Origin of the sequence: Pseudomonas sp. HPB0071, assembly GCF_000478505.2 — a bacterium.
GTDB lineage: Bacteria > Pseudomonadota > Gammaproteobacteria > Pseudomonadales > Pseudomonadaceae > Chryseomonas > Chryseomonas luteola.
Window position 1 is genome coordinate 1,735,966 of the sequence record NZ_KI517367.1, and the last position, 13,478, is coordinate 1,749,443.

Annotated in this window: 11 protein-coding genes; 4 read left to right on the forward strand and 7 right to left on the reverse strand. The window is 58.0% G+C overall.

All coding sequences use genetic code 11. From position 1 onward, the window contains the following. Positions 1–3: 3 nt before the first annotated feature. The 3 genes from HMPREF1487_RS08270 to pap form a co-directional block, all read right to left on the reverse strand. On the reverse strand, positions 4–687 hold the full coding sequence (locus tag HMPREF1487_RS08270; protein WP_010796179.1) for a DUF2238 domain-containing protein: 684 nt from the start codon (positions 685–687) through the stop codon (positions 4–6). Between the two features lie 122 nt (positions 688–809). Continuing rightward, positions 810–1,433, reverse strand: coding sequence for a class I SAM-dependent methyltransferase (locus tag HMPREF1487_RS08275; protein ID WP_010796180.1), 624 nt, complete (start codon positions 1,431–1,433; stop codon positions 810–812). A 17-nt stretch (positions 1,434–1,450) separates the two neighbouring features. Next, on the reverse strand, positions 1,451–2,941 hold the full coding sequence (gene pap, locus HMPREF1487_RS08280; protein ID WP_010796181.1) for a polyphosphate:AMP phosphotransferase: 1,491 nt from the start codon (positions 2,939–2,941) through the stop codon (positions 1,451–1,453). 157 nt (positions 2,942–3,098) lie between these two features. Between pap and HMPREF1487_RS08285 the strand changes: the two genes are divergently transcribed. The 3 genes from HMPREF1487_RS08285 to HMPREF1487_RS27280 all read left to right on the forward strand — a co-directional run bounded on the left by HMPREF1487_RS08285 (position 3,099) and on the right by HMPREF1487_RS27280 (position 5,822). Further along, on the forward strand, positions 3,099–3,884 hold the full coding sequence (locus HMPREF1487_RS08285) for an ion transporter (RefSeq protein ID WP_037030590.1): 786 nt from the start codon (positions 3,099–3,101) through the stop codon (positions 3,882–3,884). A gap of 338 nt (positions 3,885–4,222) precedes the next feature. Further along, entirely contained in the window at positions 4,223–5,185 is a 963-nt protein-coding gene (locus HMPREF1487_RS08290) for a CHAD domain-containing protein (RefSeq protein ID WP_010796183.1), read from the forward strand. 346 nt (positions 5,186–5,531) lie between these two features. Beyond that, positions 5,532–5,822 (forward strand): PepSY domain-containing protein, encoded by a 291-nt coding sequence (locus HMPREF1487_RS27280; RefSeq protein WP_010796185.1) that lies wholly within the window; start codon positions 5,532–5,534, stop codon positions 5,820–5,822. A 51-nt stretch (positions 5,823–5,873) separates the two neighbouring features. Here the strand turns inward: HMPREF1487_RS27280 and cydB are convergent, their stop codons facing one another. From cydB to HMPREF1487_RS08320, 4 genes are all read right to left on the reverse strand, one after another. After that, the gene (gene cydB / locus HMPREF1487_RS08305) at positions 5,874–6,881 is read right to left on the reverse strand and encodes a cytochrome d ubiquinol oxidase subunit II (RefSeq protein WP_010796186.1); all 1,008 of its coding nucleotides are present in this window, start codon (positions 6,879–6,881) and stop codon (positions 5,874–5,876) included. Positions 6,882–6,885: 4 nt separating this feature from the next. Then, the gene (locus tag HMPREF1487_RS08310) at positions 6,886–8,259 is read right to left on the reverse strand and encodes a cytochrome ubiquinol oxidase subunit I (RefSeq protein WP_010796187.1); all 1,374 of its coding nucleotides are present in this window, start codon (positions 8,257–8,259) and stop codon (positions 6,886–6,888) included. A gap of 116 nt (positions 8,260–8,375) precedes the next feature. Beyond that, on the reverse strand, positions 8,376–9,905 hold the full coding sequence (locus tag HMPREF1487_RS08315; protein ID WP_010796188.1) for a sensor domain-containing diguanylate cyclase: 1,530 nt from the start codon (positions 9,903–9,905) through the stop codon (positions 8,376–8,378). Positions 9,906–9,978: 73 nt separating this feature from the next. Further along, on the reverse strand, positions 9,979–12,381 hold the full coding sequence (locus tag HMPREF1487_RS08320; protein ID WP_037029843.1) for a sensor domain-containing diguanylate cyclase: 2,403 nt from the start codon (positions 12,379–12,381) through the stop codon (positions 9,979–9,981). 736 nt (positions 12,382–13,117) lie between these two features. On the opposite strand from HMPREF1487_RS08320, the gene HMPREF1487_RS08325 reads away from it, so the two are divergent. Beyond that, a complete protein-coding gene (locus tag HMPREF1487_RS08325) occupies positions 13,118–13,456 on the forward strand; it encodes a hypothetical protein (RefSeq protein ID WP_010796190.1) in 339 nt (112 codons plus the stop codon). Positions 13,457–13,478 lie beyond the last annotated feature (22 nt).

A 13,478-nucleotide genomic window follows, 5' to 3' on the forward strand; every position in this document is an offset into this window, starting at 1 on the left:
CCCTCAGGGGGCCTGCTCGTGTCGGGGCGCCGGCCGATCCAAAGGCGGTCGGGCGGCTGAGGGTGTCGGCCGGTGGGCTTCCAGCTGGCGAATCTGGCGATCCTGCAACCGCGAGCAGGTCACGAGCGCTACTGTTGCACCGATCAGGGCATAGAACATGTCGGACTGGGTATCCCATTCATACCCCTGCGTACCTAGAAACTCCTCTGCGCCCTGCCCCAGCGCCAATGCAGCCCACCACTCGATCATCTCGTAGACGGCGCTGACCGCCACCGCCACGCACCCGCAGAGAAACGCGAGCATCTTGTAACCGGACACCTGCCGCTCACGGATCAGGATCTCGCGAGCCAGCAGGCACGGCACGAATCCCTGCATGAAGTGCCCCAGCTTGTCATAGGGATTACGGTCCATACTCAGCCACTCCTGGATCCAGCTACCCAAGGGCACGCGGGCGTAACTGTAGGCGCCTCCTGCAATCAGCCCCAAGGCGTGAATCGTAATCAGGATGTACAGCAGCGGTGTGAGGCTGAAGCGCTCATGCGTGGTGATCAGCAGCGGCAGCACAATCAGCACCGGAAAGATTTCCATCAGCCATGTCGTGCGGTCATAGGGCGTGATGCTGGAGGCGACCAGTGCCGCACATACGATGAGGACGAGTGATCGAAGCAGCCATTTGTGTTGAGTCATTCCATCCGCCTTACGTCGTTCCGCAGTCAGGCCAGCCTGCGAGGAGCAGACCGCATTACAGAACGGTAGACCGCAGGAAGCCAGCGTTGGGTCGGTGGCAGACTCAATTCGTTACGTTACGTTTATACCTTGCGCCAGACCGACGCCAGCCAAGGCTGCTGCTCCCGAGGCAAACCGGCGGGCCGGTAATAGTGTTCCAGTTCGACGAACCCCGTGTCGGTTAGATAACGCTTCCAGCTGTCGAAGTCGTGGTAGGCACCATAGCGCCGACCATTCCAGCCTTCGCGGTTGTCACCTCGCGGATTGGAGCTGAACAGCACGCCGCGCGGCTTGAGCGTGGCATGCAACGCCTTGAGTACGCGTGGTAACTCGCTGAGCGGGACATGAAACAGCGTGGCGTTGGCAAATATCCCATCGAAATGCGCTGGCGGAAGATCCAGGGCAAGAAAGTTCTGATGCAAGACCTCGCACCCCGAATCGGCGCGAGCCATGGCTACGAATTCGGCAGACCCGTCGATGCCCACGGGAGAGTGCCCCAGACGCGTGAACGTTTTCAGGTCCCGACCCGGCCCACAGCCAAAGTCGAGAATGCGCTGCGGGGCCTGACCTTCCAAATGCCTGAGCAGCGCTTCGATGTTCTGGCTGACATCATGATCTCGTGTGCCCTCGCGAAAACGCTCGGCCGTCTGGTCGTAGTCCGCCAGCGTCAGGGCAGTGATTCGTTCGAGCTCATCAGGCAAGGTCATGGCGTCGTCCAGGTCAATCAACGGTTTCGTTCAAATGCCGCTTCCAGGGCATCGTTGATGGTACGCAATACCTTGACCCGGGCGAAGCGTTTATCGTTGGCTTCGACCAGTGTCCAAGGGGCAATTTCGGTGCTGTTGCGCGCGACCATGTCTTCGACTGCGGCGCTGTACACATCCCACTTGTCACGGTTGCGCCAGTCTTCCTCAGTGATCTTGAACCGCTTGAACGGGGTCTCCTCACGTTCTTTGAAGCGCTTGAGCTGCGTATCCGAATCGATGGCCAGCCAGAATTTGACCAGTACGATACCGGCATCTGTCAGCTGCTCCTCGAAATCGTTGATTTCGCTGTAAGCCCTGAGCCAGTCCGCCTCGTTGGCAAAGCCTTCTACCCGCTCTACCAGCACGCGGCCATACCAGGAACGGTCAAAGACGGTAAAACCGCCTAATCGTGGAATATGCCGCCAGAATCGCCACAGATAGGGTTGCGCACGCTCCTCTTCAGACGGTGCGGCAATGGGAATGATGCGGTATTGCCGAGGATCGAGTGCCCCGGTTACCCGGCGGATCGTGCTGCCCTTGCCAGCGGCATCGTTTCCCTCGAACACGGCGACCAGCGCATGACGCTTGAAGCGCTTGTCCCGCACGAGTCCGGACAGCCGTGCCTGCTCGGCGATAAGCTGCTCCTTGTATTCGTCCTTGCTAAGGGACTGGGACATATCCAGGCTGCTCAACACCCCGCGCCCGTCGAGGTTAGGCGGCAGCGGTGCGGTGTGCGGGCTGCGGGGCGGCTGTGCGTCTCGCTCAAGCGCGCCGTTCAAGGCTTCGAGCAGGATGTTGCCTACCATCAGGCTGCGGTAATTTTCGTCGTAACCGGCTACCACATACCAGGGCGCATAGTCGCGGCTGGTCCGCCGCAGAACGTGCTCGCCGTGCTCGACAAACTTGTCGTAGGTCCGGGACTGTTGCCAGTCCAGCGGGCTGATGCGCCAGCTATGCAATGGGTCGTCCTTGAGGACCTTGAGCCGGTGCTTGAGCTGTTTCTTGGACAGGTGAAACCAGAATTTGAGGATCAATGCACCCTCGTCACTGAGCATGCGCTCCAGACGCTCGGCGTCGCCGATGCCCTCTTCCAGCTCAGCCGATTTGATACGTTTTTCCACGCGGGCATGCAGGAGCTGGCTGTACCAGTTACCAAAGAAGATGCCGATCCGCCCCTTGGGCGGCAGGCGCTGCCAGTAGCGCCAGGCCGGTGGGCGCAGCCGCTCTTCCTCGGTTCGCTCCAGAAAGGATTCGACCTGGATCAGGCGCGGGTCCATCCATTCGCTCAACAGCTTGACTGTTTCGCCCTTGCCGGCACCCTCTACGCCATTGATCAGCAGAATGACCGGAAACCGCCCCTGCTCCTTGAGTTTATACTGCGCATCCAGCAGCGCCTGACGCAGCTTTGGTACAGCCGCCTCGTAGGTTTCCCTGTCGATGACGTGATCGGTTTCGGCGGATTCAAACATGCGGCTCTCCCCTGTCAGCCCAGCCTTTCAAGCGCGTATGGCACAGTAATCGTCTTGTATTGGAACCCAAGCGATGCGGGTCGTTCGTTCCAGTGAACGTGACTTTACCGGGTCTAACGACCCCTACATTCAAGATACCGTAATTACCGGACGCTTCATGAAAGAACACATTACGCCTTTTCAACTGCTGATCCTGGTCTTGTCGTTTTATGTATTGGGCTCACTGGTAGCCGATCTGTTTTTTGCCCTGCCGCCAGAAGTCTCGCAGTTGCTCGGTTATCTGGATAATGGGGTTTGTGTCTTTTTCTTCATCGACTTCTGTTTGCGCTTTCGCGCAGCGCCCAACAAATGGCATTTCATGCGCTGGGGCTGGCTTGATCTGCTGGCCTGTATTCCTGCAGCCGGTTTTCAGGGCGCCAAGCTGGTCCGCGTGGTGCAGATCTTGCGCATCCTGCGTGCGATCAAGTCGCTTGCGATGATCTGGCGACTCCTGTTTCGCAATCGCGCCGAAGGCATTGTTGCATCGGCCGCCACGGCGACCCTGCTTCTGGTGGCATTTGGTGCCATTACCATGCTAATGGTCGAAGCACCCAACCCTGAAAGCTCCATTAACACTGCCGAAGAAGCGCTCTGGTGGGCCTTTGTGACCGTGACCACCGTAGGCTATGGCGACTTTTATCCAGTCACAACGCTAGGCCGCATCGTGGCTGTCATGCTGATGATTGGCGGCGTGGGGTTATTCGGCAGCTTTGCCGCGTACATCGGCTCGCTGGTTCTGACGGACAAGGATGAGCAGGACGCCCACGAGCAGAACACTGACCGCGAGATGATGCGTGCCTTGATGGCCAAAGTAGATGAACTGCACGAGGAAGTCCGAACGCTGCGCCAGGAGCTGCATGCCACCCGCGCGGCGGAAATACCGCATCCGACCAAGGATAGCTAAGGCTGCGCCCTGCTGAATTGACCGGGATTAAAAGAAAACGTCGATGAGCGTCAGTTGGACTGGCGTCTTTATCAGCATGCTAGATCTCTAGTGGTAAAACTCCCCGGCGTGACCGGCCACACGCTCTAGGGCCGAACTAACCCCCTGCTTTTTCACTCATCTTTACTGAACCCACCGCTTGGCTGACAGCGAAACGCACAGGCAAATCTTTAACTATTGTCAGGCTTATATGACAGTTTGATGAAGATTGATCGACGCCACTGGTTCGCCAGCAATGCCCCCGATACTCTCGGAGGCGATATGCTCAGCTGAGCACCAAGTCCTTACAGGAGAGGGAAATGTCGTTTCGTATTCAAGCGCGTAAGCGGGTTGACGATGAGATCCGCCGTGTAGTGGTTGAACGGATAGAAAAAGCCCAGGAATCCTTGAGCGCAGGCTCGGCCAAAGGCGTGCACAACGCCCGCAAGCGGCTGAAAGAAATCCGCGCCGTGCTGAGACTGGTGCGCGAACCCTTAGGCAAAAAAGTCTTCACGGCTCAAAACATTCGCTTTCGCGATCTCGGTCAGGGCTTGTCCAGCCTGCGTGATGCCGCAGCCGTCATCGAAAGCTGGGATGCCCTGACCGAAACCAACCGCAAGCGCTTCAATTCACCGGCCATGAAGCGCGTCAGGGGTCGACTCGTCGAGCGGGCTGAAAAGGCGTCCCAAGGCGAGGCAGCCAGTTCCCATGCCGATCTGGTGGAAGAACTGGAAGACGCCAAGTACAAGGTGTCTACCTGGAAGTTCAAAGGCAAAGACTTTGGCCTTTTGGAAAGCGGCATTCTCAAGACCTACACAGATGGCCGCCTGGCACTCAAGGTCGCTCGCAGCAACGCCACAGACGAAACCCTTCACGAATGGCGCAAGCGTGTGAAGGATCACTGGTATCACACACAGCTGCTAATGGACGCCTGGCCAGAACACTTCAAATCACGCCAGAAGTGCCTGGAAAAGCTGTCTGCCTATCTGGGTGATGACCACGACCTGGCGGTGATGCAGCTTTTGCTCGAGCAGGAGTCTGATCTGTTTGGTGCAGTCAGCACACGCCAAGCCATCAACGAAAGCATTCTTGCCCACCGCGCGCAATTACAGGCCAAGGCCATGGAGCTGGGGCAGCGTATTTACGTAGATAAGCCGGACGCGCTCCTGGAGCATTGGGAAAAGCTGTGGAACATCACAGCCATGCCGAGCAAAGCTAAAAAAGCCAAGAAACACGAGCCAGCCGGCCTGTTGCCCTATCTGGTCGAGCCGGTCACCGCATAAGCGGATCGACTCGCCTCATGCGGGTCAGGGCAGCTAATCGCCGCTCTGGCCCGAGCTAGACATGTTCCTGCCTTTTTCTGCAAATTTCGCAACATTAACGGGCACATTTCCTTCAATTAGCCTTGGAACTTGTCTTCCTCGGTGCGCTTCGAAGCTAGTGTTCGATGCGGGATGGTCGGTCAAGCCAGGCAAAAAGATCAAAGGGAGCGGCAACAGCGCCTGCACTCTTTCAGATATGGCCAGATCAAGCCGACCGTCACAAATCAACACTTTGTGCATGACGCATGCTGGACGAGACGTGCCAGCCCGTGCGGCGGCCATCCCCTATTTCCTTGAGGTGTGTGCCATGAAGACGAAACACGTGATTGCAGGTCTGTTGCTGTCGGTTGCCGGCACTGGCTTCGCCTGGGCCGATCAGCCTGGTGCGGACTGGATGCCCAAGAAAGAAGTCGAAGCCAAGATCATTGAAAGCGGTTATACCTCCGTGAGCCGCCTGGATGCCGAAAATGGCGAATGGGTTGGCAAGGGCCTCAAGCTCAACTCGGAGAAGTATCGTTTCCGGGCCGATCCCCGTACCGGCAATATCATCCAGGAAGAAATCGATCGTGAAGAAGTAGGTCGTAAGACGATCGATTGATCCGCTGTTCACCAGCCCTGCGTAGAACTTGGTCTCTTGCAGGGCTGAAACCTATTCTCCATCAGCCTTTTCTCGTGGACGGATCTTGCCGCGGAACACCCAGAAGCCGTACGTGCTGTACGCCAGGGTGAACGGAATCAGTACGGCAAACCCAGTCAGCATGAACGCTTGGCTCGCGGTCGGTGACGATGCCTGAAAAATGGTCAGCGCAGGCGGGATGACCAAGGGGTACAAGGCCAGAATCAAGGCGGCATACGCCACCATAAACCAGCCCAATACGGCAAACAGGGGCAGGTAATGGATGCGGCACGGCAATGTCTTCCAGAAGGCCAGCGCCAGAAGCGCCATCAGTCCTAGAAGGGGGATCACCCACTCGACCTGGGCCCAGCGCTCCCGATACAGGGGGTGAAGTCCTGCGGTCCACACGATGACCAGCCCCATGAGCAGCAAGGTGAACCCACCCAACAGCGATGCCTGTTTTCGGGCCCGAGCCTGCAAGTCACCCTCCGTGCGCCAGACCAGCCAGCAGGCTCCCAGTAGCGCGTATCCCACTACCAGACCGATCCCACAGGTCAGCGTAAAACCACTTAGCCAGTCCCAGCCATTACCCGTGTACCGGCTGCCATCGTTTGGAATCCCCTGAATCAACCCACCCAGGACAATGCCCTGGCAAAGGCCGGCCAGCGTAGACGCCCCGGCGAATGCCACATCATGCCAGCGCCGATGTGCCGGAGTTGCGCGGTCACGAAACTCCAACGATACGCCCCGAAACACCAGAGCCAGCAACATGGCAATGATGGGTACATACATGGCGGTAAAAAAGATACTGTATGCCGCGGGAAACAGAGCCAGCAATCCGCCGCCACCCAGCACCAGCCACGTCTCGTTGCCATCCCAGATGGGGAGAATGGAAAACGCCATGACATGGCGGCTCTGCGTCTCCTTGTGGAACGGAAACAAAATACCGACACCCAGATCCGTCCCGTCCAGTACCACATAAGTGATGATGGCGAATGCCAGCGCCGCGGCGGAGAGTTGATGGATCAAATCGGCGGACATGGAGTTACTCACCGGTCTCGTTGGCAAGGGAGGGTTCGGGGCCCTTTTCATCAGCCCTGGGTGCCCTGGCCATGGCCCGAAGCATATAGAGAAGCCCAATCCCGAAGACGATCACATAGGCAGCCAGAATGCTTAAGGTTGAGGTCATAACGAAAGAGAAGGACTGTGCCGAACTGCTGTCAGCCGTGCGCAACAATCCATAGACCGTGAATGGCTGTCGCCCGGTCTCGGTCACGACCCATCCGGCCAGCATGGCGATAAAGCCGGCCGGTCCCATCGGGAGCACGATCCAGTGCAGCCAGCGGGCGGTGTATAGGCGCCCACGCGTACGCACGATCAGGCTGGCAATGCCGACGGTCGCCATCAGCAGGCCCAGCCCCACCATGAGCCGAAAGGCAAAGAATACGATAGGGACTGGAGGGAGATCGCTGGCCGGAAACTCGCTCAGGCTTTGGATGGTGCCGGTCCAGTTGTGGCGCAGGTACAAGGAGCCAATGTGCGGGATCGCCAGCTCGAAATGATTACGCTGCTGATCCATATCCGGTACGGCAAACAGCCGTAGCGGCTCGCCCTCCCCCGGTGCCGGTCGGTTCCACGACCCTTCCATGGCTGCGACCTTCTGCGGCTGATGCTCCAGGGTATTTTCCCCATGCAGATCCCCGGCAATGATCTGCAGCGGCCCAACGATGGCTACCACCCACATGGCCATGGAAAACATGATCCGCGCCCGCGGATTCGACGCATCGCGCAGCAGATGCCAGGCGCCAACAGCCCCCACCATGAAAGCGGTGCCTAGAAAGGCGGCAAAGGTCATGTGAACGAAGCGGTAAGGAAAGGAGGGATTGAAAATAATGGCGAGCCACTCTTCCGGCACGAAACGGCCATCCGGCCCGATGGAGTAACCGGCAGGCGTGTGCATCCAGGAGTTGGCGGCCAGAATCCAAAAAGCGCTGAACAGCGAACCCACCGCTACCGCACAGGTTGTGAAGAAGTGGAGCTTGGGGCCTACCTTCTTCATGCCAAATAGCATGACGCCAAGGAAACCGGCCTCCAGAAAAAACGCCACCATGACTTCATAGAACATCAACGGGCCGATGATCGAACCCGCCTGGGTCGAGAGGCGTCCCCAGTTGGTGCCGAACTCGAACTCCATGACCACACCCGATACAGTTCCGACCGCCACGTTCAGCGCAAAGATCTTTAGCCAGAACTTATAGAGATCAAGATAGGCCTGCTGTCTTTTCCACAGCCAGAGCCCTTCTAAGGCCATGAGAAAATTGGCGAGTCCGATGCTGAACGCAGCCAGCACGATATGAAAGCCGATAGTGATGCCAAACTGGGCTCGGGCGATCTGCAGGGCGGGATCAGTGACGTCCATAAAAACCTGAAGGGCAAGCGTTACGAAGCGAGAGGCTTTGGCCGCTCGGCTTCAAACCTCGCTATTGCGACAACAGGGATGGCGTTTCAATTCCATTTTAATACTGACCCAGCGCCTCACATCTTGCTTAGCGGAGGATAAACCCGGTCGCGCCCGGCCGCCTTGGCGGCGTAGAGCGCCTCATCGGCTGACTTGATCAAGTGCTGGCTGGTCGCGCCCCTGCCCTTGGGTACGCAACTGAAGACACCGGCACTGATCGTGACGATACGGCCGTTTTCATTACCCTCATGCAGGATCGCCAATTTGCGAACAGCGTTGAGCATGTTTTCGGCCACCTGATGAGTACCGGCATCATCCGTATCCGGGAGCAGCACTGTAATCTCTTCGCCCCCATAGCGGACTGCCAGGTCGACAGCGCGACGGGTACAGGACAGCACGGCTTCCGCTACAGCCTTGATGCACTCGTCGCCGGCTGGATGACCATAGAGGTCGTTGTAGCGCTTGAAATGATCGATGTCGATCATGATGATGCCCAGCGACGTCTGCGCCCGCCGGGCCCGGCTGATCTCGGCCTTGAGGGCCATGTCGAACTGCCGCCGGTTCGCAAGCCCGGTCAGGCTGTCTTCCATGGCCATTTTCTCCAGCGCATGGTGCGACTCACGTAGCGCCCGCTCCGTCTCCAGGTCGATACGGATCTGCCGAATCAGGGCCAATCCGAACCCGGCTACGGCAATCAGCAGAATCCCGGTAATAAACGACCGGCTCATGTCCTTGTACCAGGACGCCAGGGCCGCTTCCTTGGAAACAGCCGCCATGACCACCAGTGGGTACTTGTCCATCTTGCGGTAGGCCGACATACGCTCGACCCCATCCACAATGGATTTCACCATGCCCGTCCCGGTTGCTGAGACCGGTAGCAGCTCGCTGAAGATACGCCCCTTGGCCAGGCTTTTGCCGATCAAGGCTTCGTCAAACGGGCGGCGCACCAGTATGGTTCCGTCATGGAGGGCAAGGAAGATAGTCCCCTGCTGATCGATATCGAAGTCTGCGTAGAAACGATTGAAATACTCGACTCTCAATGTTGCCAGCGCGACGCCGGCGAAGCGCCCGTCGGGATGATTGATCCGCCGAGACACCGGAATTACCAGCTCGTTTGTCGTGCGGCTACGGATGACCGGCCCGATATGCGGTCCCAGGTCCTTATGGGTACGGTGATAGGCAAAATATTCCCGATCCCCGTTGTTTATGTTTACCGGATCCTGACTGTTCGAGGTGACGATCCAGCGCCCGTCCTGGTCGTAGATGAACAACCCATGCAGCTGGGGCAGTGCATTTATCCGATCCTGCAGCCAGGCCTTCATGCGGACCCGGTTGGTCTCTTCGATTCCATCCCAGGCCAGTCGCTCGGCGATGCCGGCCAGAACAATATCGACCTCTTCGACCGTATCGTCGGCATGTTGCGCCAGTGAGCGTGCCAGGTTGGAAGTGGCAACCTCGGCCTCCTGAAGCCGCTCGCCCCGCCCCCGTAAGGCCTGCCAGATATCCAGACTGAAAAGGGACAGACAGACCAGGATCACGAAGCCGAGCGCGAGACGCTGTGACGGCCATCGGCTGGCCCTCTTCGAGATCTCGTGGGGGTCTGGCATGCTTCGCTATCCTTATAATCTTCTTACGACGGCGAACCCATCACCGCAGTGTTTCAATCATAGCCAAAGGTCATCAGACAAGCCGCTGTTTTATTTGATCTTCTGGTGTCAATGAGGTCTGGGACAGCGCGAATCCCTTCTTGCCGCGCCGCTTGACCTCATACATGGCCCGATCGGCATTCTTGAGCAGCTCGTCCAGATCCACACCCTGCTCCGGATACAGAGCGATACCGATGCTGGTAGAGAGGTAAAGGCGGTGCGGCCCGATGATCAGGTCAGCCTCAATGGTCTTCAGGATCTTCGTGGCGACATTGCTGGCATCCTCGATCCGCTTCAGATCACCCAACAGCACAACAAACTCATCGCCCCCCAGGCGGACCACCGTATCACTCTGGCGTACAGCACTCTTCAGGCGATGCGCTACTTGCCTGAGGACTTCATCGCCCACGTCATGCCCCAGGGTGTCGTTGATCTCCTTGAAGTGATCGAGGTCCATCAGCATGACCCCCAAGACCTCCTGGTTTCGCTTGGCCCGCTCGATGGCCATGCTCATCCGGTCGGCCATCAGCGTGCGATTGGGCAAGCCGGTCAAACCGTCATGCAGAGCCTGGTAGCGCATCAGCTCCTCGGCCCGCTTGCGCTCGGTAATGTCGTAGGCAATCCCCAGATACCCCGTGATCTGCCCCGCCTGGTCACGCAACGCCGTCACTGCCAGGTTGACGGGTAACCTTACCCCGCCACGGCAGACAAAACCGCATTCGTGTTCCTCCTCGGGCTTTTCCTGCGCCAGCCTGACAAAGCTCTCCCACTCCGTCACCGTACGGCTCAGCGCCTGGCTCAGCTGCTCGGCCTTGACCGATTGCTCATTGGCATCCAGCAGGTCGCTGATGTACTGCATCTCGACCAGCTCTGCCCGGGAGTAGCCCAGCAGCCGCTCACCGGCCGGATTAACTGTACGCAGGCGGCCCTCAGGATCGGTCGAGAAGATGCAGAACGGCGAATGCAGCAGGATCGCCTCGTTCAGGGCACCTGTCATCAGAGCCTGCTGCCGTGCCTGATGCAGGTCAGTCTGGTCACTGATCAGCACAATCAAACGCTGGACTCCATCCTGCTCGGCGACCGTAATGGCCATATTCAGGCTGCGGCACTGACCTTTTGCCGACGCGTATTGCGTGTCGAGCCAGACACTGCTGGCCGTACCCTGACGCAGATCATCCAAAATGCGATCACCTTTCACAGCCAGCAGATGCGCCAGCGAGCGCCCCTTGGCCTCAGCAGCCGGCAAGCCCAGCATCTGCTCACCTGCTGGATTGATTTTCAAGACAGTCATGGCCGGGTCGCTTTCCGTGATCACGATGCCTTCCGCCGCCCCGTCGATAATAGAGCGTATCCGCGCTTCGCTTTCCCGGTAGGCGCGACTCATACGATCTGCCAGTTGCTCGGCACGGGCACGCATGGTGGCCAATGACGCCACCAACACACAGAGCAGCAGGGTAAGTCCCAGACCACTGAACAATACGACCTGTGCACGGCTGGCAGGGGCTGCTGTCTCGAAGGCAGGCAGGGTAACGAAACGCAATGTCCACTGCCGTCCGGCTACGTCAATATGTTGGAGGCTGTCGAAGCGGGGTATGTAACCTGGCAGGGTACTCACCAGATCCATACGCCTTGAATACAGGCGGTTTGCCGCTGCAGGTTGCTCACCATCGTAGATTTCAAGTGCCAGATCATCGGCACGGTCTTTCAGGGCGGCCGTCATCAGATCGCCCATCCTGAAGGGGGCGAAAACAAATCCTCGCAAGGCCTTACGTCGCTGCTCGACCGTCTGGGTCGGCATGTCGCTGAAATAGGACGGTACGAACATCAGGGTACCGGCCTGAGGGTTCTCGGTCTCCTGCACAAGCGTGATCTTCCCGCTCAGGCTTACCTGGCCTGAGTCACGGGCCTGTTCGGCCGCCGCTCGCCGGTTCGCCTCGGAAAACATATCGAACCCGAATGCCCTCAGGTTGCGTCCCATAAAGGGCTCGATAAAGAGAACAGGAATGAACGTATCGCGTCCGCTGCCGGTTCTGATCTCGTAACCTGGAAAGCCCTCTTTCTGGACACGCTCCTCAAAACTGCTCTTATCGTAAGCGGCAATCAACGGGGCGAAACCAAAACCCTGCATCCCCGGGTAATCCTCTTCGAGTCGCATGTTTTCGGCAAACTGGCGCCATTCCAGTCGGGAAATTTCATCGCCGGCATTGAACAGACTACTCCCCGCCCGCAACAGGTGTTCATAGCGTGCCATTGCGCCATCCAGCTCCCGGGTAATTTCCGATGTGCCACGGGAAAAGCGCTCACGGGCGGCCTCCTGCTCTGAACCTTGCAGGATGTACCAGGCAAGCAGCGTCACAGTAAGCCCAAGGGCCGCCACGCTGGAAACCAGTACGAGGGAGCGCTGGGTAAGCCACAGGGAAAACGAGGATCGAAACATGATCATTCAACGAGACAGTCAGATGGACAGGCGGTAACCCAGTCTTCATATCGGCAGAAAGCAATGGAGTTTAAGGTCTGACTTGCAGCGAAAGCCGACCGGTGCGAGGCATGCGCATGCGGATGCAGATGAGCGCAGAACAGGTATAGCCAAAGGCTTACATGCACAAGGCGTCATTGGCTCTAGGTATGAATGCATAAGGTGCGTAATCTACACCTATCGGACTGCAGCGCAGGAAGCGCTCAGGTAGATCAAGGATGAATGACCAGGCCAGGATGGCAGCTCGACAGGACGTTGAGTAAGGTCAACCAGAAAACCCGCTTCGGCGGGTTTTTTGTTGCCCGCCAGAAAGTCTTTTTCCTCGCCTTACCATCCCCGCGTACCCATGCAAGTCGTTTAGCCTGTTTTTCTTGCCGCGGTCACATAACGTGATCAGAAATCAGTAGCAGGATGCCAACCGTTTCACTACCCTACGCCGCTTCTTGTTGGCAAATAGCCATCAATCGGCAAGGCTAGCAGCAGATGATCGTCCGTCTGCCCGTTGCACCTTCGTACTCATGTTTTTGTGAGGGGCGCCGATACAACGATCAAGCTGATTGAGCTGATGAAGCCAACTGAAAACGCTCAGGCATGAGCCTTAGGTGGCAGGAAATTCGACGGACCGTAAATACCGTCCAGTTAGTTTGCGTCATCCAGTTTGCTGAGCCTTGTTAGCCCTTAGAAGCAAATACAGATCATGAATACACACAACACTCAAAAGCATTACGAACAACGCCAGCCGCAAGCCTATCGGGGCACGCCGTTTTGTGTGCATTCGACCCAGTGGCTGGGCGCTGTACTGCGCAAGTTTGATGTCGCTGAAACCAATTATGCTTCGGAGCAGGCCCGCTATTCGCGCCTGAATGCCAGCTCCGATCCGGAAGAAGTACTCGCCTTCTTCGTCCTGATAAGCACCCTGGTAACCCAGGCACTGGACTGCCATCCGTTCCCCGAGCCGCTGCAGGCTGAGTTGGAGCGTCTGGAGCAGCACCTTGAGATGACTGTCAACGGCATGCGCGCCCTCTGCGACGCGTGACTGTTCAGGGGCAGGCCTTGCC